The sequence below is a fragment of the Bradyrhizobium sp. USDA 223 genome, assembly GCF_044909005.1.
GTDB lineage: Bacteria > Pseudomonadota > Alphaproteobacteria > Rhizobiales > Xanthobacteraceae > Bradyrhizobium > Bradyrhizobium yuanmingense.
In genome coordinates this window covers 798,947-821,935 of record NZ_JBIYDR010000001.1, presented here as the reverse complement: position 1 = coordinate 821,935, position 22,989 = coordinate 798,947, and the positions used below count along the sequence as shown (strand labels likewise).

The following is a 22,989-nucleotide window of genomic DNA, read 5'->3' as shown; positions in this document are numbered from 1 at the left end:
CTTACAAGATGTCCGACTACAATTCGTTACTTCGCGTTTCCAAGATCATCGTCCTTGATGCTGCCTGCTTGCAAGAAGAGACGCTTCCCGCACAGCCTCAAGTGGCAAAGAAAACTTTCCAATGTTGCGGGCGCGCATCATTTCTCTCTGCAGCTCCGTTCAGAACTGCTGCAGCACGACCACGTTTGCGCGAGATTCCGTCGTGGCTCACGATCGAACGGCGTCGGCTCGTCGTCTCCAAACGGCACTTGGCCAGGCTCAGATTGCTTTGGCGCAGTTCGATTCCGAGGGGTTTGTCCAGCTCGAGCACCGACCCGAGGCGATGTCGGCCAAGATGGGTAAGGCACGTTGCCATATTTTGCCTAAAAGGGAATCTGCGTTGACGCGCTCGGCGCATTGAGTGCTGTGCCCCATATCGGCATCAGCATGGTGAAGCCGGCTTGAGAAGCGGTCACGGTCAAGTTGCTGCCGCTGGATGCCACGCTCAGCGTCGGCGTGAGACCGCCGCGATACAGGAACGGCGCGGCAGTCTGTTTAGCGGTCGTGGACATCGGATCGCCCCCGCAGATTGACGGCGACTGAGGCGGGCTTTGAAGCAAGGCGGGCGTGTAGCAGCTGATCATGACCGCTCGGGCCCCGGCGCTCGCGAGCGTCCGCAAGGACTGCATCGTGATCGCATAGCGTCCGAGATCGAAGATGGCGAAGATCAACATAAAAAGGGACACAAAGGCGAGGATGAACTCGAACGATGCGATGCCCCGCTGATCGAGCTTTCTCATCACTGCACCAAGCGGACAACTTGGGTGTAAGGGACGGTGACCGGATTACATCCATCCGTGCTCAGGAAGCCGCCACCGCCCATGGTGAGTGTCTGGGCGATCACTTGTGAACAGGTCGTATTGGTACTTTGTGTCGCTCCGTTCCAGGTCACGTCGACATGCGGGAAATACATCGCACCACCCAGCCTTACCGTACCGCCGGTGATGTTGACTTTATTACTGCTCTTGCTCGGCGCCTGATCATCAATCAGAACGCCGTTCAGATCGGAAGAGAAGGTGTTGGTGTAGGGAGCGGACAGCTCAACGCTGGCGCCGCCAGAGATGGAAATGCTCGAATCCCCGAGTAATACCAGAGTGACGCCTTCGCCCGTGCCTGCCGGTGGCCAGGGTCTACAGGCATTGCAGGTGATGGTTCCGCCATTGAACTTTATTGTCCCATTGTAGAAAAAGTACGTGCCCGGACTAAAATCCACCGTGTCCCCGGTCGTGCACGTTAGGTTGCGGTACAGGTTAGTGCTGCTCGGCGGAGTGTTGGGCGTCAACGTACCACTGCATGCCAAATCGTTTGGCCTTCCGCTCGATGTCAAGCTATTGAACGATTGGCTATCCAATTTGCTGAGCGGATTGTTGGCGTACGGCATGAAATAGTTGTGCGTGACGCCGGGATCGGCGCAGGTGCTGGCTGGACTACAGCCCGTTACGCCCAAGACGGCCCACCCCGAACCGGTGAAAGAGGCAGTGCTGGCAAACTGTACACTGGCATCCGACATTATCGGGCAGCCCGTGCCGTTGTTGCTGACGTTACCGGCAATTTTAAGCGCCCCTCCGCCGCCGTTCGGATCAGGTCCGAGCGCCAAGGCGCACACCTTGCTCGGCAGTTCGACCAGAGCGATGGCTTGGGCGGGGATGTTGACGGTCGTCAAACCCAGCACTGCCGATAAGTAGGCCGGCTGTTGCTGACTGACGAGGGCGCGAACGGCGTTACCGCCGCCTCCTGCGGGCGGCGCTGTGAACGCACCCGCACTGTAGCTGCCGATATCGATCTGCACGGCGCGCGAGATTCCTGCTGGAAGGCTTGTCGCACAGTTGGTGCCCGGATAGGCCGTGTCACCGGAGTTGCAGAACCCGTTCTGCGCCGCGAATTCCTTTGCTTGATAATCCACTGATGTATCGCAGAGCACACCAGCATTGTCGCATGCAAGTCGCAGGGCGCCCGAGTAGGCCGCTGCATCGGCGGCATTCTGCGCGTGCTGCCTGGTGACGTACCACGATCCCGCCTCGGCCCCGAGTGCGACCACGCCGATGAGCGGAATCAGCGCGATCACTGTCGCGAATGCGGCCGAGCCTCGTCTGGAACGGAGCAGACTGCGCATGAGAACACCTACTGGAAACGTTCGGAGTAAGGCAGCGTGTACGTGCAACTGCTGGGGCACAGCACCGACGTCAACACAATCGGGGCCAAAGTGACGGTCGTCGAAAACGTAAAGTACTTGGGAGTCAAACCAAGGTTGCCGGAGTTGCAAGCTGTGCTTCCGCACATGACCTGGATGTTGCCGATGGTATGCCCGGCGACCGTTGTCTGCAGCGTCGACACCCAGGTCCCCGGGTTCGCCGGGTCGGGCGGACTCTTGTATTGAATGTATTGTCCGAATGAGCGCAAGGCCGACCACGCAGAGATAAACCGGAAGCCCGCGGCAGCGACGTCGGCGAGCGGCATCAGCAGGAACGACACCATGAAAATGTAAACGATGACTGTCTCAAACGCGACGGCGCCGCGCTGATCGGCGACGAAGGACCCTCTACGATACGCGCGCCTGCCTCCACGGGGACTTGCCACGTGCGATCGCGTCACCCGAGCCGCAGCGATCTGAACCATGTCCACCACAATCCGGCCACGCATAGCCGCTCACCAAACGTAAGGAATCACTCGCCAACGTGATGCTTCGTAACTCGAATATTCAGGGCAATTGCGCCGAAGCAGGTCTTCCTCGTAAAGGATTCGGCAGACCTGAATGCCGATATGCAGGACCAGGACGATCACCGTGACCGGTGTCAGGTATTGCAGCACGACGCCCAGCACCACGATTTCTTCTGCGACATAGAGCGGGTGCTTGATCCATCGATACGGACCGGTCTGGACCACCGAGCGCGCCTGTGGCACCAGGCTGAACGACCGACCCAGATGTCGGATGGTGACAAGCATCATGATCGTGCCGACCAGCACGCAGGCGGTCGATGCCAGGTTGGGCAGCGTGTCGTCGGTTTTGCCGAGGAAGCTGATCGTCCATGGCAGATAGCTGCCGACGAAGGCAGCTATTCTTGGAAGCAGGCCATCGGCATGCGCCTTTGCCGGTGAGCGCGTCATGATCAACAGTGCCAGGAGCATGTAGAAGATGCCGAGGCAAAAGCTCGACAAGAGCGAGGGCCATGGATCGTGCAGCGACGCCCCAATCCTGACGGCGACGCAAAGAGCCAGCAACAAGAACCACAAGCTGCCAAGCAGCCGCATGATCCGGTCGTAAGATCCGCTCTTGGAGAGGGCAATTGTGGTCATGGCTACTTTCCGAAGCTGGCGAACGAACGCACGAGGTGAAGAACGGGACTTCCCCCCATGATGACGAACATGGCTGGGAGCAGGAACAGCACCATCGGAATGGTCAGCTTGGCGCCCAACTTGTGCGCCCTTTCTTCCAGCTTGGTGATGCGTTCCCGCCGCAGGTCGAGCGCGATACTGCGCAGCGCCTGGCCCAACGGCGTTCCGTACTGCAAGCTCTGGCTGATCATCGTGCCAAACCGGCGAAGACCATCCGAAGTGACCGCCAAGTTCTCGAATGCTTCGACGCGACTTGGCAGTATCCGGAGATCATCAAGGAGTCGGTGCAGCACCCAGGCCATGGCAGGATTGGTCGACTTCATTTCTTCGGCGACCCGCCCCAGCCCGCTTTCCAGGCCCATTCCCGCCTCGCTGCACACGATCAGCAAATCGATCATATCCGGCGTACCCAGCCGAATGGCAGCATCAAAGCGCCGCTTCATCACCGACAGAGCCAATCGCGGACCCAAGATTCCGATCACCACACCCATCAGCGTGAAGACCAGCACGTCGGCAGGTCTCCTTCCCGAAAGTTGCGCCAGAAGCAGCGCAATGACCGGCAGCGCGAACATGCTGACGATCTTGATGCCGATCCAGATCGGCAAGGTTCTATGATGATTGAAACCAGATGAGTGGAGGACCGTTCGTAGCTCCTCCAGATTCTCCTCGGCGTAGAAGCGCCGATAGCGCATGCCCAGCCACGAGAACCAACCGGTCAGGTCTTTGAAGGGGGCTGAACGGTAAGGGATACCCATCACGGCGCTTGAGACCCGCGTGTCCAATGCACGGACGTGTAGTTCGCGGATGATCAACATGAAGGCCGCCGTTCCAGCTACGACTGCGAGGGCCGCCAGCCCGAGACCGAAAGTCATAGTTCTGTTTCCCGCCTGACCATCCAACTTATCACCAGATGCCCGATGAGCACCGAGACTACCGCGTAAGCCAGAAGCTTGTTTCCGGTCGGGTCAGTGAACAGCAGATCGACGTTCTGCGGATTGGCCGCGTATAGCAATGCTCCGGCAATCAGGGGCGAGATCGTGAGTGCTCGCGAGGAAAAGATCACTTCTCCCGCCAGCGCCTTGGCGCGAGCAGCGAGCGCAACACGCTGACTCACCGTGTCGCCCAGCGTCTGCAAGGTCTCGGCCAAGCTGCCGCCGGACTTCAATTGAACCGCAAGTGTCACCGCAAACATCGCATACTCTGCCACTTGCGTTCGCCGATAGACGCCTTCGACGGCTTCCTCCGGAGGTCTTCCCAGATTCATTTCGCTGCACACGATTGCAAATTGTCCGGACGTCGGTTGCGGCATTTCGCGCGCGATGGTGCGAAATGCTTCGTGCACAGGCAGACCCGATCGAACCGTACTCGTCACCAGCTGAATGGCGTCAGGCAGCTGCCGGAAAAGTTGACTGGCGAACCGACGTTGCTGCCAGCCAAACAGACCTCGCACGACTACCACGGCGGCAATCGCAGCCGCGACACACACGTAGAAAACGGAAAATCCCAGCAGGCGATTAGCGTAGAAGATCGCTGCTACGGCGATAGCGGCAGCAAGCAGCACATACGCCGGATGCCAGGCGTGAACCATCTCGGGCCTGTAATTGGCCAAACGGTGGAGAAGCAGATACCGGGAGCCGGTCTCCGCCCGGCGAATGGATGGCAGACTGGCCGGATGGGAGGCCGGTAGAGCGACCGCCAGCCGGCGGTCCATGCGTCGCTCCCGGCCGTCGAGCCATAACGAGCCGACGGCTGCGCACATCGCGAGCACCAGAACAGCGACGATCACGGCCTCAGGTATCATATCTGCCTCACTGCCTCGGCCCAGGCGCGATCGAGCCCGAAATAGACGAGACGGCTCTTGAATTTCGGGACTGCAAGGGTGGCCCGGTAAGTGCCCGAGATCCGCCCATTGTCGTCCTCCTCCTGGTATTCGAAAGTTGCGATGTCGTTGGTGGTGATCACATCCGATTCCAGCCCCATCACCTCGCTGATCTGGATAATGCGACGTTGCCCATCGCGCATGCGTTCGACTTGCACGATGAGATCCAGTGCAGCGACAATCTGAGTTCGAATGGCTCGCGACGGCAGATTCACCTGCCCCATCTGCACCATGTTCTCGATGCGGGTCAGGGCGTCGCGAGCACTATTGGCATGGACCGTGGAGATCGAACCATCATGGCCGGTGTTCATCGCCTGCAGCATGTCAAACGCTTCGGCGCCGCGCACCTCGCCCACGACGATCCGGTCAGGACGCATGCGCAGCGCATTCCACAACAGATCGCGCTGTGTCACCTGCCCCGTGCCTTCAAGGCTGGGAGGCCGGGTCTCCAGGCTGATCACGTGCGGCTGCTGGAGCTGCAACTCCGCCGCATCCTCGATGGTGACGACGCGTTCGCTGTGATCGATGAACTGGCTCATGGCGTTGAGCAGCGTCGTCTTGCCGGACCCGGTGCCGCCGGAGACCAGGACATTGAGCCGACACCGGGCGGCAATCTCCAGCAATTGTCCGACGGCTGCCGTCATCGAGCCGTTTTCGATCAGTGCGGCGATATCCAGACGGCGGCTCGGAAACTTTCGAATCGAGATGCAGGGGCTGTGGATCGCCAGCGGCGGGAAGATGATGTTGACGCGGCTGCCGTCGGACAAGCGGCAATCCACCATCGGACTGGATTCGTCGATGCGCCGTCCAACTTGCGCGGCAATTTTCTGGGCCACCGATGCGATGTGATCATTGTCGCGGAAGCGCACCGCGATCCGCTCCAGCTTGCCGGCTCGTTCGACATAAACGTTACTAGGCCCGTTGATCATGATGTCGTTGATCGATTGATCGAGCAGAAGCGGACGCAGCGGCCCATAGCCGGTCATGTCGTCGGCAATCTCGTCCGCCAGTTGAAGCTGCTCGCGACCCGACAGTTCGAGCCGTTCCTCATTGGCGATGCCATGGATGATTTCCTCGATCTGGCGCCGAAGGACGTCACGCGAAACAGTTGCGGCCACCGATGGCTCAATCTGCTCGATGACGCGTTCGCGCAGTGAAGCTGGCATCACCGGCCGGTCAATCGAAGCCTCGTCGCGCCTTGAGGTTGATGCAGGCACGCTTGGCGTCGTTGCAGCCAAGCTCGGCGTCGATGCAGGCAAGCGAACCGGCGTTTCCTCGTCGCGCCTACCAAACCTTCTCATAGCCCCAGCAGCCTCCTCAGCCGTCCCTTCTGCTCGGCGCCGAGCCCCGTGATCTCCCGTACGATCGGCGCGAGATGGCGTCGCAGTGCAGATACGTGCTTCAGCGCGGGTATTCCGAGATTGACCGCCTGGGTCATGCCCTTCCCGAGATCGGGTACGACCATGTCAGGCTCTGTCCCCAACGCCTTGACCACTGCGGCCCTGGGAAGGCCGCCCGGGCGATTGGCACGGTTCAGCAAGGTGAAGACCCGATCCCTGCCGGCAATGTTGGTGACGGCGGTCCGTAGTGCGTGGGCATTGCGAAGTCCGGTCACCTCCGCCTCCAGCAGCACCAGCACGTGCCGGGAAAGAGAGATCACCGGATGGATGGATGACGGAAACGGGACCGGGACATCGACAACGATGTAGTTGAATCGTTGGCGGAGCAGGCCAAGGACGTGCCTCACGCCCGCTTCGGTGATGTCGAGCTGAGCATCCAGCTCCTCATCGGCGGAAATCAGGCTAACCCGCTCGTTGACTGCAATTGCGGCGCGCTCGAGGAACAACGTGTCCGCCCGCATCGGGTTCTCCAGGGCGATGCGCAGGCCTGGTCCGGGCTGAACACCCAGCATCACGGCTGTTTCGCCGCCTTGAAGATGAAGATCGAGCAGCGCGACCTTGGCCTTGGTGGTCTCGGCCAGTTGCAGCGCGAGATTGATGGCGATGCTCGTTGCGCCGGCACCGCCCTGCGCGCCGCAGATCGAGATCACATGCCCGCCTCGGTCGGTCGGCGCCGGCGCACGATCGCCAAGCAGCTTTGGGCGCAGCTGGTCCAGCACCATGTCCCGCGTGATCGGTCTCGGCAGGTACTCGGTCAGGCCGAGCTCCATAAGCGCGCGATAGAAGGTGATCTCCCTGCTTTCACCGATCAGAGCCACCCGGACATCGGGCGGACAGACGCCGGCCAGCCGCTCCAGTTCGGCAAATGGATCATCGATTCCACTGATGTCCGTCACCAGGGCGAATAGTTCGGTGTCCGTTTCGAGCATCCGTATGGCATTGCGGATCGTGCCCCGCTTGATCGAAATGTTGCTGCCTTCAAGGCCCTTGCGCAGAGCCGCGGCACTCAGTTCGTCATTGACGAAGCAGACGATTCGATTGCGCGCGACGACAGACGTTGGTTCTTCAGGTGTACTGATGGCCGCTATGTTAACGCTCATCAACGTTTCTCCAGCAACTTGCCTGCCTGAACCACCATCGTCGCTCCGCGGCGAGACACTTCGGACCCGTCGCAGTTGATCGGAACGTCGCCGTCGGCAGATTCCTGTTTCCTGACCGAGTATTGCTTTATCTGACCACCGGAATGAACAACGACCGCTGCAGTCCGGCCGGCAATCGCATTTTGGCGGGCGATTTCCGGCGACACATCGCAGCTGGACATCGCGCCAGTGTCCGCCGTATCCCACTGTTCGACTGCGGCCCGCACCGCCAGGGAAAGCGTTCCGAGCTGCCTTGCGACCGTGATCTTCTTGACCTGGTCCGGGGCAAGCTCCAACGACACAGTCTGCGCTTGCTTGCCGGCCACCGAGCCGGCTACCGAGCTTACGGTTCGGCCACCCTGCATGATTTCCTGATCAATCGCGATGACTCGAACGTTTCCTAGAACGGTCTCGCTCAGGGCCCGGCGCGCGGGATCTGCCTTCTCGAACACCTGGGTCAACAAGACATCAACATGATCACCCGGCCTGATCAGCCCCGACACGCCAGACTCCTCGTCCACCTTGATGCTGATTGCACGGCTATCCGGTGCCAGGACGCTGGCCAGGAAGCCTCGATCCCGAGGTCGCAATACGTCCTGCAAGGTAATGGGACTGCCAGCGTCGACGAACTTGCGAACCAGAGAGCCGGGAAGTCCGGCCTTCGAGTCCGGTGTTTCCAGGATCGCTCCTGCAGGGAGGCGTTCAGGCGACACCGAGCGCACGGCGAAATCGTCTTCGCGGGTCAATGTACCTTTCGACAGGGGACGTGCCGCGACAAAATACCCGACAGTCGAAGCAGGCGCCGGCCCTTGCGCCGTAACGGTTACAGGAACCTGTTTCGGCAGGTTCATGTTGTAGGCGATCAGCCCGAATGCGGTGGTTGCGAGCAAGAGCACCAGGATGATCGAGAGGCGCAACGTGGATGACATGTCAAAATCCTCTGCTCGAGATGGTCCAGATGCCACCGCACGCTATCGCCACCCCGTAAGGCAGGGGCGCGTGTCGCACGTGGCGCCAGCGCTCGATCGCGTAGACGCGGCGTGCGAGCGACGATCCGACCGGCGCCAACCTCGGATATGGCAGGACGCGCATCACCAGATGCACCAGGGCAAGAACGCCCCCGGCCAGCGTGGTTACCGTCAGCAACTCAATCAAGCCCGTCGGCGGCAGGCCAATGGCCAAAGCTACCAGTAACTTGACGTCGCCCCCGCCAATCCCGCCACGCTGGTAGAGCGCGAGCAGCAGCAGGAACAGGATCGTCGCGGCGATGAGGGATTCGGCAAGTTGCATTGGGCTGGCAAGCTGACGGGCGATCCCGAGCAGCGCCAGCAAGAGACAGACGTCATTTCGGATCGTGCGGGTCGCGACGTCGAGCGTTGCGACATACAGCAACAACGAGATTTCCAGTATCGAGACGATGGAACAAACCCAGCTCATGCATGCCTCAGGGTGGTGGAAGGCACAGCAAGAATAAGAATGGAGAGAAATAACATTCGGAGGGGGACACATTCCGATGCCCCCCTCTGGCCGGACGGCCGTATCAGACTGCCGCAGTAAAAGCGGTGGTGATCGCGGTGATCCCGCCTGTCAGCGCGGTTCCGATCGCACCGCCGGCACCAACGCCGAACACAGCCGACACTGCGCCGATGATGCAAACCGCGACGATGATGTACTCGAATGACACCACGCCGTCCTGGTCCGTCCGCAGACGCTTCAACGCTTCCTTGGTCTCGATGAAATGATGCAACATAGGAGGAATCCCTTCTTTCAAGATGGATTTTTCAGACACCTTGGCAACTTCAGCGGCTGCGGATTTATCTCCGGCCCCGCCAGCGACAAACTATTCATTAAATGTCTATTATCGTCAACATTTAATATATAATACATATTTCATATTAAGCTACCGCGAAATAACCCGTCGCGACGACCCAACAATCGACAAAACCGTCGCAATACAAATACGATAGCCGACCCAACAATTGAATCCCGACAAGAGCGCCGGCTGAGAGCCGGTAAAGAATCACCGGATTATTACGGATGAGCAGCGTTTAATAAGATTCATCGATGCTGCGCCCAGGCCGGGGCGCATGGAGCAAGTTTCGCCGACGTGCGGCGGCGCGGACAGCACATCTGTGCACGACGGGTGAGGTGATCCCTTCGAAAATTCCGATCGCACTGATCGCTGCCTGTAGCCGCATGATTCCCGTCAGTTGCACCGGTGTGCCGCAATCATAGAGGCTCCTGGACCCCACCTTGCGAGGCGGACCATCGCGGGATGGTGGTACGCTCTAGAGCGTAGCGCGCAGCCAGGACCCGCCATCATTGTTACGGGCTCGGTAGCCGGCGCATCTGCCCTGGGTGCGGAGAAAAGCAAAACAAACGATTATTTTGTTATCGTATATAATCATGATGACTCCATCACAAAATTAAAAAATATGTTGGGAAAAAGAAAACATGGGAGGTTGGAATGGAAGCTGCCCGCCGCTTTCGCGCAATGGCCTTGCTTTGCCGTCAGACTGCCGTACTCCAACCTGCGCGAAGCTGGAAATTGCTTGCAGAGGCAGAGTACTGGGAGCATCTGGCGGCCGCGGCCATAGCTCATTGAGCTTCAGTCGGGCGTTCTTTGTCTTCCGTTTTTCGTCGACTTCCTAGTTAAGTCCTTTTCTGAGGCATGTGATGTCGAGTACGCGTCAAATTTCTTCTAGTGCTGTTCTGAGCGAACGGCACCAGGCGCTTCTGGAGGAGCTCAGAGAGGTGGAGAAGCTTCGAAGTAAGCTCCGACATCTAGAAACAGAACCAATCGGCAGAAGGCGGCGTACCAAAGCGAGCGGCAGAGCTAGAGCCGTTTAGAGACCCGCCGGATCCGAAGGATGACCCGGCTCACTCGCGCGATTCGATGCACGGATTGCCCGCGTTCCTCGCGTCCACCTCTACCTTGAAAGAGGACTGGGCGGCTTCATCTGCGCCTAGCGAGCCTCGGCGATGACGTCGCTACGACGCGTCGCCAACCAGCCAGGCCGGGATGCCTCACAACACTTGAACGAACTCGGCGGCGAGACCGGCCGCCCATTCAGGGTCGGGCGTTAGCTCCGACTTTCATTCGACGTTGCACTTCGGAACACCGCAACGAGCCGATCGCCTTCCCAAAGCTCAACGTCGTGCTCGTCATGCATTTGCTCGGCTCGGCGTCTCGCCGCCTGCTCGTCAATACAGTCGAGCTTTGCAGTGCAGATCACTTGCCGGCTGCCGTCCACCACGAAAACCTTATACCGCATGATGCCGTCCGATCCAAAAAGGTGACGATCATCGTACCCGAATGTCCAGCTAAGGCAGCGCCAAACTAAGTGCGATGCAACGGAACCATTGTACGTGTGGCAGTTCGGCGATACCTCGCGCGGCGGCAATACCTCGTATGTCGCCACCTCAGTGGCGTAGTCTCACTGCGTGCCGAAGCGTGTGGCTCGAGCTTAAGAGCGAGAGGCCACCAAGCGTCATCAGCAGCCCACCGAGCCAGCCCGTCCAGCTGCGCGCTTCGTCGTGCCCCTCTGCAGTGCGCGGGCCCAGCGGCATATCTTGAGGTGGGTCGGCAGGCGCGGCGGCGAGAAACTGCCCAACGTTGACTTGATCCGGCACGGAGTGTTCGTGCTTGAGCTGGTTGCGGGGAATATCTCCGACGGGAGCCTCCGACATCAGGGCAGCACCCGTGCCGAGATCGGAAGTGGCATCTGCTACCTGCATTTCCGTTACAGGCGTCTGAGATTGCTCGGGCGGTGCAGAGCGCAGCAACTCCGCGCGCGCATCAACGATCACGCTCCGCGTGGTCTGCGTGGTCCGGTTCTCGTCGAAACTGGCGCTACGGTCTTTGGCCGCGGGAGCCCGAATGGGCTTCTTCACCGTCGCGATGCCCTCGGCCAGGAACCAGCATCTGCGACGACCGTCCGTTCGGTAGACCCAATGCTGTCCGCCAATGGTCGAGGTACCGGGACGCGGCGCGCATTCGGCTTGCGGCGGAGAGGTGGTTACCGTGGGTTGGGACGTAGCAGTATTGAAGAAATCGGTTAGAGGATTGGAAGACGCAGGCGTCGCCGAAAAACCTCCGACAAGGAGCAAACTGGCGAAGTACAATCGCAACTGTCCGGACATCGGAAACTCCCGGGTGCGCCCCCGCTTGAGCCTTAGCGGCGACAACGGCCCCCATGCGGCTTAAATCGGGCAACGCGATGAATTAATGGTATTCTTGGCCACCTAATTGATATGCCGGTCCAGCACTCCAGGGATGCCTGCAACAAGGGGATAGGCCGATGGATTCATCGGGTCATCTGAGTTGCGCCGGCCTCGATCCGCGGCTTAGCCGCCCGGTCGATCGCGATAGTTGCGCCCGTTCCCGAACACCAAAGCAAAACTTGCCGAGGGATGAGTTCGTGGATGTCGCGATACGTGGACACCCCCGCTACGAATTAAATACTCCATCACGATATTACCATCGTCGCGCCTTTTTCCCTGCCACCTAGCGGATTTAAATGTGGATTGTACGATCAATATTTAACTGACGGCTTGCCTGCTCCCTGATTCCCGACTTGTGTGCCCGGGCCTTCTGCCCAAGATTCGGATTGGAGCCATGAACACCGCGCATTTTAATTCGCTCTCCGTTGACGAGCTCTGGACCCTTCACCAAGAGGTCGCCGCCAAACTCACTCAGAAAATGTTGGTGCAAAAAGCACGTTTGGAGGAAAGGCTGCGCAGCATTAGACTGGCCAGCGAGGTCACACGGCTCAATTACAAGCGCCGCCGTCCATATCCGCCCGTCCGTCCCAAATATCGCAATCCGAAGAACCCAGCGGAGACATGGTCGGGTCGTGGCAGGCAGCCGCGATGGCTGCGGCCGCAGCTTCGAAGCGGCCGAGACTTGGACGATTTCCTGATCGATCAGGCTTCAGCTCAAAAGCGGCAGACAAATTGAGCGCCGATTGCGGCATTTTGGGTTGGGAATGCTGGCGCCGGCTGTTTCCCGATCTGAGATTTTCACATTATCGTTTTAACGCGGGTCATGACTATGGTTGGAGCCATGGCCATAGCGACCGCACTTGCGATCGGGCTGACGGTCTCGCTGAATCGCTCGGGGGGCCCGCGGCGCAGTGAAGACATCGACGAGAACTCAAGCGCACGATGGCCCGACTCTAGTCGTGATGCTCTCTGAAGTGCCGCCTAACCGCATTCCACGCTCGAAGGGCTGGAAGGAGGAGGACGACGAAAAGAACTCTGATTGCAACTGGAGCCATCCGGCGCTGCAGGAGTGGTGGTTCGCGACCATCCGAGCGACCGGCCGTCCCGTTGATCGTCACGGGCGATGGAATTGCTGCGCGCCGAGTAGGTGCCGGTCTGCGCGAGGGCAGGACAGCTACAACGAACAGAACGTTCACCAGCAGCCATATTCCCACTATGAGAAGGAAACTACGCACGAGAACGACCATCGTTGATCTAATCTGCCGAGCTTGTTCCTGCCTCATACCCGGCACGCAGCCGGCAACGCTGCGTTCGCGGACGGAACCGCGTCGCCGCAGCCGGCACATTTGGCATCCGCCGATGCCGTTGGGCCTGTGCGCTTCGCGAACGCCCAGGATCGCTCGCAGCCTAGTCGGGCGCAACACTCGCGTCTGTGCGCTTTCGAACATTCAGGCCCTTCAGGTATGCTAGTCTATGCATCATCGGGCGAGAGCCGGACAGAGATGGCTCATCAGCCAGGACGGCCGACCTCAGCCTGCAATCCCTGAACCGGGGCTGGGTCATGGAGCATGGCTAAATATCGCAGCACTAAGAGCGGCGAATTAGCGGTGCACATAGAACCAGTATCGAGCTTCGGCAGTTGTCTCCCGGTGGATCCGAACAAGCAAACTGATTGTTCGGGCCGAGGATATTACTAAAAGCTACGCCGACACACATGAAGGACCTCCGACGACGTTTGGAAAAGGTCCGCGCTGACGCCAGAGAATTTACGCTGATGAGTCAGCGGGCGACGGACATAGAAAAGCGCGAGCTGTTCAAGCGCTTGGCGGATGAGCTCGCCTTCGAGGCTCTCGAGCTCGAGCTGATCGTGAAGAAAAATCAGCCACCTGATCCGTGCGACAAGCACGAGGTCGTGGAGTTTACGTTACCCTCTGAGCGAAAGCGCGGCTGACGCGAAAGAGGTTAAGCCGGCTAGTTCGTGCGTGCATAACGGATCTTTGCGCGTGACTCCGCCAGCGATCGCTGCGCCGCCGCATCGAACTGCGCATTGCGTTTCGCGGGCCAGATCCGGAACATTCTGCTTCTGGTTGTGGTTTTGCAGCAAGCGGTATCTTGCTGCGAGGGACAGAACACACCGTCCGTTTTGCCCGCTCCGATTTCCTATTCTACGACAAGCACGTGACCGACTTGTCTCATCGGATCTGCGCGCTGTATCGAATGGGTGAAGATATAGAAACTAGGGAAACACCGAATAGCAAACCGGCCGTGTCCAGGGCTCGAACCTGGGACCCGCTGATTAAGAGTCAGCCGCAGGTTTTGAAGAATCAATGACTTGCCGGTCGCACTCTGGGGCTTAACCGGCCGGAAATGGGTATTCGTCGCACGATCGTAGAGCTCCGCTGCACCGCCTGTTGGCCAAGTGCTTGGACGCGGAGGCAGAAGTCGCACAGCGAAATCAAAAATCCGCTCAATTCATCCAGCGATTTCAAGGCTCATTTGGAAAAAACGGCTGAAATGCCCTTTAGCAAACTCAAGCTTGGGAGTCATTTCCAAGCGAAGACGGCTTTTCTCCAAGCGAAGACGGCTTTTCGCACTGCATCACTTACCGCAGGTCCGGTGACAAAGTGCACCGACGGACCGCGGATGGGCCTAGCGCGAGTGACCCGAAGCATGGCGATGATGAATCGCTTTGCCAACGCCTCGCCGTAGTATGGCGCCACCAGGTCTCGCGCTAGAAGAGGCACATTCGGGTCTGCGACCAGCCCGCCGACCGGCAGGTGCATCAACCGAAGCGACTTCTCGTCATCGATGTCGCTGTAGAGAACGACATTGATGAACTCCTCGATGTCACGAATGATTCCGTGCCAAGTCGGCAGCGCACCGCGCGCATCATACTGTGCCAGATGCTTCGAAATAGCCTCGCCGTGAAGCCCGATTTGCTCGTCGATCAGACGGATTGCCTCTTTCCGCCCGACCAGTTCGGTGCAGTCGCTCAGGACCTTCCCCTCCCCTGAATCCGAATAGCTTTCTGGTTGTCGGAAAGATAGTCAACGCATTTGAAGAATCGAATTTCGCTACAAAGCGATTCGGCGAAGCGTCATCCTCCAAGCGTTCCTCAACCCCTTCTTGAATCGTTATTCCTCATCGTTCAAGCCCGTAAACGACTGAAACAGCATCGCGGCCGTGACTTCATTTCTTACAACGTCCATTTCTGCGGATGGTCCCGCCTTGAAGTGCCCTCGTAACGCGAGACATGCCTCAAAGGTTTCAACCCGCGAAGCGGCGGTTGTAATTTGTCTCAAGGCGGCATGATGGCGATCGTAGTCCCCGGCTCTCACCATTTGGGGCAGCATGTCGATGATCGGAAGCACGGTCCCTTCCCGTTCTGCAGCCTTATGGGCGACGATCTGTCCAAGCACGCCACAGAGGAAACCGAAATCAGGGGCAATGCGTATGGCGAAACGGCGTGCACGCTGCGCCGTGGACGATCGATTTGCTTGTTGTTTAACCTTTCCCTCGTGCTTCCGGATGAAGGTGAGGAGCCAAGCCTCAATCTCAACAAGCGTGCGTCCTCCACACCACATCGAGACTAACGTCTGAAGCGCATCCAGTATCCGCCTGGCTGTGGCTTTGGGCGCTGTCGTATTTGTGTAGGCTCGGCCGAAGACCGACTCGAGGGCCGCCTCCCTGACAAAAATCGTCAAATCCAAAGGGTGTTCAGCCACGACATCGAGCAACCATCTGATCCAGTCTTCGGTTGCGGTCTTATCAACCGGCGCCTGATCAAGCGCCTCCTCCAGCCGCTCGATGAGTCTTGGAGGAATACCGTTCCGTACAGCGATCTCCCGCTGCCAATCGAGAACGGGCGGATCTTCCAGTTGCTCCTCGGCAGCTTTGAGCGCGGTACGGCAGCGTTGGAGCCATCTATCCGCTCCTGGAGCATCAGCTTCTTTCAGCCGGAAGTACCCCAGAGAGCGACGGACAATATCGTCGAAGCCGCTCTCGCCCGCTGCTGTGACAGCCGACAAACGCCGGATAACCGACTGCATTTTCGGATCGGTATCGGCGGATACCTCGATCTGATCGAGCAGCAACTCGATCGGATCATAGATTTCCTCACAGGCATCCTGCTCGGAAAAGACCGTCTTCAAGATTCCTTCCTCCGGTAGAGCGAGGTTCGCTCTCTCTACTCCAATCGGCTGTGCAGGTATGACGATTGCTAGCCCGGTTGCTGCGTATGCCGCGCGCCCGGCCCTTCCTAGCGCATTGAGTATCTCGTGAGGACGCAGATCCGTGCGGGGACTGCCACTTGGGTCATCAACCGCGCTCCTGTCGGTGCCTGCGAGGATCACCACGTCGCACGGCAGATTCAACCCTTGCGCAATGGTTGATGTCGCGGCGACCACATCGAGGCCCAGATCGTCGCTTTCGATCTCCCTGCGAACCCGGAAAACGCTTTCCGTCAGCCTCCGCTCCAGGGGGAGCAGATCGCCATGGTGTACGGTCGCCCTGCACCCAGAGGGATCGAATGTGGCTTCGGACGATCCCACATCTTTGAGAACCGACTTCCGCATCTCCTCCTGCGCCTCATCCAACGCGATCGTAGCCCGCGCCAGGAGTCCATTGATCTGATCTGCAACGCTTCCACATGCCTTGGTATCGTTGCAGAACACGATCACACGCTTTCCGACGGACGCGTAGTCCGCGGCAATCTGCGCAGCGACTTCGTTCCTGTTCGATGTAAATCGGCCCCTGGCGTTTCTCACTAGCGGCGGCCGTCGATCTGAGAGTGCTTGCACGACTAGTTTTTCCGGCCTCTTGGGGTGCCAGCCTGAGATCAACGAGAATAGCCCGAGCGGCTGTGCGGGAACGCGGTTCTGTGCCGCCTTACTTTTCATCCTCAGTGCTTCTTTCGCGGCCTGAGCAACGTCAGAGCGGTCATAGATGACACAAGAGCGAAGTTGTCGTGTTGGCTTCCAAGGATCGTCGAACGGCTCGACTTCCCTTCCCGTCACACCGCGCAGCCAACGCGCAATTTCGGCGCCGTTGGCGACCATGGCAGACAGCAGCAGCAGGTCCGCTTGCTTGCGATGACGGAGAAACGTCAGAAGCGCCAGCATTGCGTCGATCGCTCGCGCGCTCACCTTTGATGAGGTTTTCGGATCGTCTGCACTGATGAGATGAAATTCGTCGAATACAAGAAGCCCTACCTTTTCAAATAGTTCTGGTGCGAAACCCAAAAGGGCAAGGCAACGCTCTGGCGTCATTACGGAGAACCGTGGCAGCCTCTCACCAAGCTCCTCGAGGGCGACGTCTTCGACAACGCTGACCGCCTCCAGGCCCCCGATTTGCGCAGACATGTCCGTTTCGACCTGATCGACCAGAGCATGCGTTGGCGCTAGGTAGACGACGCTCTCCCCCGCACATAAGGTCGCTGCAATTTTCAGAACAGATAGAGTTGTCTTTCCCGAACCGGTCGGAGACGTCATCACCATCGATCTGCCGCGGTTCAGGTATCCGGTCCTGATTGCCTTCAGATGATTGATCCATAAAAACGGACGCGATTGCGCCTGCGAGAGGAGCCAGTCGGCCCAGGCCTTCGGCTGCGCACCGGATGGTGTTGGAAGCCGAACTAGCATTGCAGCCTGCATGCCATTGACGAGGCGGCTCAAGAGCGTTGCCAGATGATGCGGCCCCGCAAACTGGTGATGTACCGTTCCCTCAAGCCCCAGCTTGAACTCTACTGCCGATGCCTCCGACAGACGGATGACCCGGCTCAGCCTTGAACGGACCTCCGCGTCAGGAGTGGCGCTTCCGCGCGCCTCCTGACCGAGTCCCTGGACAACATACGCACATTCCCTCAGAAGGAGGTCGGTAGCGACTTCGCGGCTGTCACCCTGCGTAATGAAGTCTTCGTCGAGGTCACGCTCTATCAGCGGGGTGAGATTGCCGGTTGCCAACTCCCGAAGGCTAAGAATCAAAGATCGTCGGACGGCCCGCCGTTCGCCCCTGGCCCTCAGTTGACCTGCAACTTCCGCAGCATCAGCCGCGCGGTCGGCAATCAGGAACAGGAGCGTCGCCGAAATCGACGCTCCTACAGCATCACCCGAAACAAGCGTCGGCCGGTCTAATGCGGCTTCACGAACGCGGCTCAATATCTGATGAGCACTCGCTGCGACGAAGGCCGCAGCACGTGTTTGCTCTGGTCGAAGATTGAGTGCGACATAAGCCTCGAAGGTCGAAGCAAGGCGCCTCACCCGGTCGATCACATCGCTTGTGATCGCAGATGCCCCCAGAAGGCGGACTGTGGCCAGCTCTATGTGCGCGGCCGTAAGTATTTCGTCCAATATTTCCGGGTCCAGACCAGGCAGGTCCGGTGCTTGGCGTAGAAGAACGCGGGAACTTGGATCAAACACCGGCGATCTCCTTGACTTTCGCCGCCACCTCGCCTGCGAGGAGGGCCAACCCACTCCGCACGTTGTCGAAGGCCAACACGCCGGCCGTCCGCGATTCGAGCGAACCACCGGCCACGGCTTCAAAGCCGGCAATGATGTGCAGAAAATTCCCTGCCTTGCGCTGATCTTCGCCTGTCGCCACGGCAACCCTGAACTCGCGCGCGCCCTCCCAGAACACGTCGTCAACCGCCGTCTCGGGATCGATGTTTGGGACACTCTTGAGCAGGGTTACGAGTTCGGCGAGGATCTCATCGTCGCGATCACCGCTAAGAATAGTCCCGATCTCAGGCCATACGCTGGAACTTATGAGGCTACGGGGTGATTTCGAAGCCTTGTCCTCACAAAGCACAATTCGCTTGATCTCGCGTCCATTCGCATCCAAGTCGACGATAAAACCGTCAAAGCCCTTATCTGCCTGCCGCACATGCGGGAGCGGTCATATAGCCATTCGGAAGAGCCATTCTCGCGGCGACCCACGAGATATGTTGGAACAGTAGGCCGTCGCGATGAATAATGGATGTTCTGATCCGCTTCTCCGCGGCTTCCTTCTCCGCGTCGCTGCCCGACCGACGCAACTCTAGGTCTTCCGCATGCGGAGCCGTCAGCTTTCGCACGACATTCTGTACCACCTTGCCCTTTGAAGCCCGTCGGCGCGGCTCCAAGGCATTGATCACGCGCTGAGCGTTTTCCTCCTGTCGCAAATACAGGTAGGCAATAACTTCAATCAGCTTGGCACGGCTTTTCTTGTTAATCGACCATTCAGAAAAATTGCATTCGGTAGTAATGGACGTCTTTAGCGAGAGCGGCATTCTAAATCGCTTCCGAATCTACGAATACTTCCGTGCTCAATCTGAGCGAGCATTTCACCGAAGTCACCCATTAAAATGGCAATTGTGTCTCCCGCTGGTCGCTAACGCGCGGCACGCGGTTAGATCGATAAACCGAACCATGGGAGGATAGCTCGAGAGGTAGTCTTCGAGCGACCATTCAAGTTTGACACGATCCCGACGATCGGATTGGGCACGTTGTGTGCAAGAACCTCGAGTGTTCGCAGTAAGCCGAAGGTGGTGAACTTTCGCGCAATTTGAGCACGTAGAGGGTCGGACGGCACGATCACGAGAAGCGGCGCCGGGTCGTACGCCGCAAGGATCGATATCATTGTTTCGGTCTTACCGCTCCCTGTGGGCATGACGACGGTGGCCGGCTGGCTGAACAGGCTCCAATGCGCGCCGACTGCATGCAACGCACCGACTTGGGGCGGTCTCAGGGCTTGCGACCGCTCCCCCTCTGCACGAAAGCTAAACTGTCCGGACCACTCTCGAGCCTGCTTCCTTGCTACCCCCGCCCAACCCTCTCTGGCTACAGCCTCTTCAAAGGCTTTCAGGCGACGGTGTCTTAGCCACTTAAACCTTCCATCTCCGAGGTTGCGAAGAACCCCGTCAATACCTGTTGGTAACTCAACCTGAGCCCGAGCCGTGACGACAACAGTCTCTCCGGTGGAAAGCCTGTATGTCGGCTCGCTCCTTTTTGGCGAGACCGACACCTCACCGAGGAGAACCATTTCGCACGGGCCGCCTTGGTAGAGCACGTGCCGAATCTGACCGACAGAGACCGTCCTAACGATCTCAAGGGCGGACCGCAAAAACTGCCGGGGCGGCTCAGATTGAGAAAACAGAGATGGTTGATCCATTTGCTTTTTTGGCTAAATACGACTCACGGCCGCAAATAAACGAACTGTACTTGGCAATCCCTACTCGTCCAAGGCGAGAGATTGCTGTTTGGCGGAAACTTCCAATGACCTGTTCCGCGATGCGCCGTCAGAGAGCGAGCTGCGAACCAGTCAAGTGCATATCATTATGAAAAACAGACGCATCATTTCTGCTTGTTGTAGCGCGAAATTGCATTTTTTCAGCGTGATCGACGTATAGACTGCTGGCCACTCTCGGCCGTCCGTGTGGACAGCACTACCTCGGTGCTGTCTCGCCGAATTCATCGAGCTTGCACCAATGTGACGGTCGAGGTTTTCGGTAGCGCGTCTTTGGAGGTGGCGGCTGTTATCACCTGTGACACCAAGTCCAACACCTGCAGTGAACGCGCCTCTTCGGTGCTGCCAAAGGCAGGTGTCGGGATGAAGAAACTCTCGCCGCCATAAGAGACGGCAACGGCAGCTCCGGAGGGGGCTGGAACGGCCCGCCTGACCTCGAAGAGCGGAACCGTCAGTCTTCGGTTGTCCTTTTCGACCAGGACCTCGGGTATGAAGGGATGCGTCGAGTAATTCTGCGCCGCGATCAGGTCGCCGAGATAGTACAGGATCGCTTGCGTAGTACGCGGCTTGAATGGGAGTTCAATCTCGAGAAGCCGCAATTGTCTTACGAACGTCTGGAAGGTCACCATCGCACATAGATCACGGCCCACATTTAACAATGTCACGGTCGCATGAGTTTCCGGAAAGTCCTGACAGCCAGCCTTATCAAAGCGGTCGCGATCCTTGTCGATCGCCTCGCAGATATCAGTATCACGTTGGTTCGCTCTCGCCCGACATCTCGCCGCAGCTTCGGCTGCGATCCGCTGCCTCTTTTGCAAGGGAAGCGTATATTCCTGGACGAAGATCAATCTGAGAAGTTCTTTCGGAAATTTTAGCTGCTCGAAATACGCGACGATGTTCGGCGATAGCGGGACCTGCATCTCGTGAGCGAAAGCCGAATAGTTCAAGTTGTTCATCGTAAAGGAGGTGAATCCGCCATTCACATTGACTGTCGGATTCACATTATAGGTCGTGAGCCCCAGCACATCGAAATTGAACGTTCCTCCCGCCGCGCCGGAAAAAGTCGGAGTCGCAGCTACGTCCCCGAAGCCGACGAAGGACATTGGCGCGCGTTGACTAGCCCGGACTGCATTCAGCAGGATTTGACGATTGTTCGATTCGGCAATCGCTTGATTGTAGGCGTCGGCCTTATGTTCAAGCTCGCCTCGTGTGCAGCCCGTGGCGCAAGCCAACAACATCATCAAAGCAACAGCACGACGTGCTGAGCGAACCCGACATTTCGATTGAAAACGCACCGCCCCCTCCTATAACTGAAAAGTAGTTACGTTGCGTCTATCACAACCGCGAGTCAACGGCAGTCAGTAGAAAAAGGGGCGTGCCTGTAGCTCATGCGACGCCTCTGGTGATAAGCGCCGCGTCGGTTACCTAAGTGGTCCGGTCGCTTGCCAATTCTACCGAAGCGTGTATCGTTGTTGCCGTCCTTTCATAAGACCTACTTTGTACCTTCGTAAGCATATTGCGGAGCGGCATGCCGTTGATGGAATGCTCCTCTAAGCCCAACTCCTCAGTATAAAACTATTGGAGCTTTTCTGATGTCTGTGGACGAGTTCATCGACAGAGCCCCCTCCCAACCGGAAGACGGAATTGGCCTTGCACTCTCTGGGGGCGGCTACCGTGCCATGGTTTTCCATGTCGGGGCACTGATCCGACTGAACGAGCTATCGCTGCTGCGGAAGATCAAACGGATCTCCAGCGTCTCCGGCGGCTCGATCACGGCTGGGATACTCGCTGCAAACTGGAAAGATCTGAATTTCCAGAACGATGTTGCAACCAACTTCGACATCGTCGTCAGCAAAATCAGAGCAATGGCTAATACGACAATTGACGCCGGTGCGATCATCGGGGGAATCTTGCTGCCCGGGTCTATCAGCGACCGCGTTGCAAAGGCTTATGACGATCTCGCCTTCAAGGGAGCGACACTTGCAGATCTTCCTGACGACGGCCAACCGGGCAATCCGCGCTTCGTCATAAACGCAACGAACATTCAGACGGCGGCTCTCTGGCGCTTTTCGCGCAACTACATGGGCGACTACAGGGTAGGATTGGTGAACCGCCCGGATGTTGCGCTTGCGAAAGCCGTGGCTGCGTCCTCGGCCTTTCCTCCGATCCTGTCGCCGTGCGAGCTCGATATCACACAAGACGTCGTGAACACTCCTGGCGCCGACCTTCATCGTGAGCCCTACACGAAGACGGCGATCCTGAGCGATGGCGGAGTGTACGACAATCTCGGCCTGGAGACGATTTCGAAGAGATACACGACGTTGCTCGTCAGTGACGCAGGTCAAAAAATCGCTCCCGAGCCTGATCCGCATCGGGATTGGACCCGCCACTCCTTGCGGGTGCTTGATACGGTGGACAATCAGGTCAGGAGCTTGCGCAAGCGACACCTGATCGACTCGTTCCAACGCAAGGACCACACGGGTACATATTGGGGCATTCGGACGTCCTTCGCCGACTACAAGCTCGGCCAGGATCCACTTGGATGCTCGACCCGCAATCCAATCCCCCTCGCCGAGGTTCCGACCAGACTTGAGGCGGTGCCCAGGAATTTACAGGATCGGCTAATAAACTGGGGTTACGCCATCTGCGATGCAGCTCTGCGTGCACATATTGATCCGGCATTGCAGAACAAGCTTGGTGTCGCCATCACCCCTCCGACGCAATTTCCTTTTGCTGGAGGATATTGATCGTGCGC

Annotated in this window: 21 protein-coding genes and 1 tRNA gene; 4 read left to right on the top strand and 18 right to left on the bottom strand. The window is 58.4% G+C overall.

Going from position 1 to position 22,989, the window contains the following annotated elements; translation table 11 throughout:
- Window positions 1-362: 362 nt before the first annotated feature.
- The 12 genes from ABIA40_RS03345 to ABIA40_RS03290 all read right to left on the bottom strand — a co-directional run bounded on the left by ABIA40_RS03345 (window position 363) and on the right by ABIA40_RS03290 (window position 11,933).
- The gene (locus ABIA40_RS03345; RefSeq protein ID WP_225143018.1) at window positions 363-779 is read right to left on the bottom strand and encodes a TadE family protein; all 417 of its coding nucleotides are present in this window, start codon (window positions 777-779) and stop codon (window positions 363-365) included.
- Window positions 779-2,152 (bottom strand): pilus assembly protein TadG-related protein, encoded by a 1,374-nt coding sequence (locus tag ABIA40_RS03340; protein WP_404539080.1) that lies wholly within the window; start codon window positions 2,150-2,152, stop codon window positions 779-781. Before ABIA40_RS03340 ends, ABIA40_RS03345 begins: the two co-directional genes overlap by 1 nt.
- Window positions 2,153-2,160: 8 nt before the next feature.
- Window positions 2,161-2,655, bottom strand: coding sequence for a hypothetical protein (locus ABIA40_RS03335; protein WP_271543925.1), 495 nt, complete (start codon window positions 2,653-2,655; stop codon window positions 2,161-2,163).
- Between the two features lie 30 nt (window positions 2,656-2,685).
- Complete coding sequence (locus ABIA40_RS03330) at window positions 2,686-3,333, bottom strand: isoprenylcysteine carboxylmethyltransferase family protein (protein WP_275511571.1); 648 nt, start codon at window positions 3,331-3,333, stop codon at window positions 2,686-2,688.
- 2 nt (window positions 3,334-3,335) lie between these two features.
- Window positions 3,336-4,244: a type II secretion system F family protein gene (locus ABIA40_RS03325; protein WP_271543921.1), complete on the bottom strand. Its 909-nt coding sequence runs from the start codon at window positions 4,242-4,244 to the stop codon at window positions 3,336-3,338.
- Complete coding sequence (locus ABIA40_RS03320; RefSeq protein ID WP_271543919.1) at window positions 4,241-5,173, bottom strand: type II secretion system F family protein; 933 nt, start codon at window positions 5,171-5,173, stop codon at window positions 4,241-4,243. The genes ABIA40_RS03325 and ABIA40_RS03320 overlap by 4 nt, the downstream gene beginning before the upstream one ends.
- Window positions 5,170-6,552 (bottom strand): CpaF family protein, encoded by a 1,383-nt coding sequence (locus ABIA40_RS03315; RefSeq protein ID WP_271543917.1) that lies wholly within the window; start codon window positions 6,550-6,552, stop codon window positions 5,170-5,172. The genes ABIA40_RS03320 and ABIA40_RS03315 overlap by 4 nt, the downstream gene beginning before the upstream one ends.
- Entirely contained in the window at window positions 6,549-7,751 is a 1,203-nt protein-coding gene (locus tag ABIA40_RS03310) for an AAA family ATPase (protein WP_271543915.1), read from the bottom strand. The genes ABIA40_RS03315 and ABIA40_RS03310 overlap by 4 nt, the downstream gene beginning before the upstream one ends.
- A complete protein-coding gene (gene cpaB, locus ABIA40_RS03305) occupies window positions 7,751-8,719 on the bottom strand; it encodes a Flp pilus assembly protein CpaB (protein ID WP_271543913.1) in 969 nt (322 codons plus the stop codon). Before cpaB ends, ABIA40_RS03310 begins: the two co-directional genes overlap by 1 nt.
- Before the next feature lies 1 nt (window position 8,720).
- The gene (locus ABIA40_RS03300) at window positions 8,721-9,227 is read right to left on the bottom strand and encodes a prepilin peptidase (protein ID WP_275511574.1); all 507 of its coding nucleotides are present in this window, start codon (window positions 9,225-9,227) and stop codon (window positions 8,721-8,723) included.
- 103 nt (window positions 9,228-9,330) lie between these two features.
- Complete coding sequence (locus ABIA40_RS03295) at window positions 9,331-9,579, bottom strand: Flp family type IVb pilin (protein ID WP_404539074.1); 249 nt, start codon at window positions 9,577-9,579, stop codon at window positions 9,331-9,333.
- A 1,634-nt stretch (window positions 9,580-11,213) separates the two neighbouring features.
- On the bottom strand, window positions 11,214-11,933 hold the full coding sequence (locus ABIA40_RS03290; RefSeq protein WP_404539071.1) for a hypothetical protein: 720 nt from the start codon (window positions 11,931-11,933) through the stop codon (window positions 11,214-11,216).
- 475 nt (window positions 11,934-12,408) lie between these two features.
- On the opposite strand from ABIA40_RS03290, the gene ABIA40_RS03285 reads away from it, so the two are divergent.
- Both ABIA40_RS03285 and ABIA40_RS03280 read left to right on the top strand, forming a co-directional pair.
- Window positions 12,409-12,750 carry an H-NS family nucleoid-associated regulatory protein gene (locus ABIA40_RS03285; RefSeq protein WP_074448231.1) on the top strand — a complete coding sequence of 114 codons (342 nt, stop codon included), beginning with the start codon at window positions 12,409-12,411 and terminating at the stop codon, window positions 12,748-12,750.
- Between the two features lie 978 nt (window positions 12,751-13,728).
- On the top strand, window positions 13,729-13,965 hold the full coding sequence (locus ABIA40_RS03280) for a hypothetical protein (RefSeq protein WP_157284130.1): 237 nt from the start codon (window positions 13,729-13,731) through the stop codon (window positions 13,963-13,965).
- A gap of 309 nt (window positions 13,966-14,274) precedes the next feature.
- Here ABIA40_RS03280 and ABIA40_RS03275 read toward each other — a convergent pair.
- A tRNA-Ser gene (locus tag ABIA40_RS03275) sits at window positions 14,275-14,377 on the bottom strand.
- Between the two features lie 414 nt (window positions 14,378-14,791).
- On the opposite strand from ABIA40_RS03275, the gene ABIA40_RS03270 reads away from it, so the two are divergent.
- A complete protein-coding gene (locus ABIA40_RS03270; RefSeq protein ID WP_036008200.1) occupies window positions 14,792-15,028 on the top strand; it encodes a hypothetical protein in 237 nt (78 codons plus the stop codon).
- 120 nt (window positions 15,029-15,148) lie between these two features.
- Here the strand turns inward: ABIA40_RS03270 and ABIA40_RS03265 are convergent, their stop codons facing one another.
- The 5 genes from ABIA40_RS03265 to ABIA40_RS03245 all read right to left on the bottom strand — a co-directional run bounded on the left by ABIA40_RS03265 (window position 15,149) and on the right by ABIA40_RS03245 (window position 21,529).
- A complete protein-coding gene (locus ABIA40_RS03265; protein WP_404539068.1) occupies window positions 15,149-18,430 on the bottom strand; it encodes a DEAD/DEAH box helicase in 3,282 nt (1,093 codons plus the stop codon).
- Window positions 18,423-18,893, bottom strand: coding sequence for a hypothetical protein (locus ABIA40_RS03260; RefSeq protein ID WP_404539065.1), 471 nt, complete (start codon window positions 18,891-18,893; stop codon window positions 18,423-18,425). Before ABIA40_RS03260 ends, ABIA40_RS03265 begins: the two co-directional genes overlap by 8 nt.
- A complete protein-coding gene (locus ABIA40_RS03255) occupies window positions 18,877-19,278 on the bottom strand; it encodes a hypothetical protein (protein ID WP_404539063.1) in 402 nt (133 codons plus the stop codon). Before ABIA40_RS03255 ends, ABIA40_RS03260 begins: the two co-directional genes overlap by 17 nt.
- Window positions 19,279-19,397: 119 nt before the next feature.
- A complete protein-coding gene (locus ABIA40_RS03250) occupies window positions 19,398-20,030 on the bottom strand; it encodes a DEAD/DEAH box helicase family protein (protein ID WP_404539061.1) in 633 nt (210 codons plus the stop codon).
- 428 nt (window positions 20,031-20,458) lie between these two features.
- A complete protein-coding gene (locus ABIA40_RS03245; RefSeq protein WP_157785282.1) occupies window positions 20,459-21,529 on the bottom strand; it encodes a hypothetical protein in 1,071 nt (356 codons plus the stop codon).
- A gap of 297 nt (window positions 21,530-21,826) precedes the next feature.
- On the opposite strand from ABIA40_RS03245, the gene ABIA40_RS03240 reads away from it, so the two are divergent.
- Window positions 21,827-22,981, top strand: coding sequence for a patatin-like phospholipase family protein (locus ABIA40_RS03240; RefSeq protein WP_036008252.1), 1,155 nt, complete (start codon window positions 21,827-21,829; stop codon window positions 22,979-22,981).
- Window positions 22,982-22,989 lie beyond the last annotated feature (8 nt).